Origin of the sequence: Corynebacterium sp. HMSC08F01 (assembly GCF_001807545.1) — a bacterium.
GTDB lineage: Bacteria > Actinomycetota > Actinomycetes > Mycobacteriales > Mycobacteriaceae > Corynebacterium > Corynebacterium coyleae.
Window position 1 is genome coordinate 1,074 of the sequence record NZ_KV789297.1, and the last position, 694, is coordinate 1,767.

General features: G+C 54.6%; 1 protein-coding gene and 1 pseudogene. Both read right to left on the bottom strand.

Annotated elements, in window-relative coordinates; genetic code table 11:
- A partial coding sequence (locus HMPREF3171_RS04400; protein ID WP_246815324.1) for an ATP-binding protein occupies window positions 1-417 on the bottom strand: 417 nt, incomplete at its 3' end.
- 14 nt (window positions 418-431) lie between these two features.
- Window positions 432-694, bottom strand: a pseudogene (locus HMPREF3171_RS04405) (IS21 family transposase); the annotation flags it as partial.

Below are 694 nucleotides of genomic sequence, written 5' to 3' on the forward strand. Positions count from 1 at the left end.
TAGCCGGTAGTAGGCCACGGAGTATCCGGCGTGACACGCAGCAATACCGATGGCGCAGGCGATATATGTCTTGCCTGTCCCGGTTGGTGCGAGGATGTGGATGTTGGTTGGGTTTTCCCGCCAGTTGGTCGCCGCGATTCGTTTTAACTGGCGCATGTTGATGCCACGTTGTTCAGCCTGGGTGACTTCGGCCAGGCTCGCATCGGGGTATCGGAATTTTGCTTGGGCGATGGCTTTGGCAATGTTGCGTTGTTGCCGTTGTGTGTAGGCTTCTTCGACTGCGGCGAGGAAGATGTCTTCTGGTAGCGCATCTGTATAGGCTTCGTCGTTGACAATCTCGTTGAAGATGTCCGCGAAGGTTGATACTCGAAGTTTGCGCATTTTTGCTCGTACTGTTTCGTCGTCGATGTTGCTCATGGTTAACACTCCTTCTAGTGTTCGTAGTGGTCAGCAGGCCGGATGAAGATGGCATCGGCCACATCACCGCTAAGCGGGGTACTTGGGCGTTGTTGGTGTTCGGCTACCGGTGGTGTTTTTGCCCTTGGTGCAGCGTGGTGTTGTTGGGCGTGTGCAATGTCGGTCTGGATGCGTTTGATCACAGCCATAGTTGGGGCCAGTTTCTTGTCCAAGACTTGCTGGCATGCAGGCTCCAAGGTGGTGTTGTTGTGCTTTTTGCCCAGGTTGGCCAGCACGT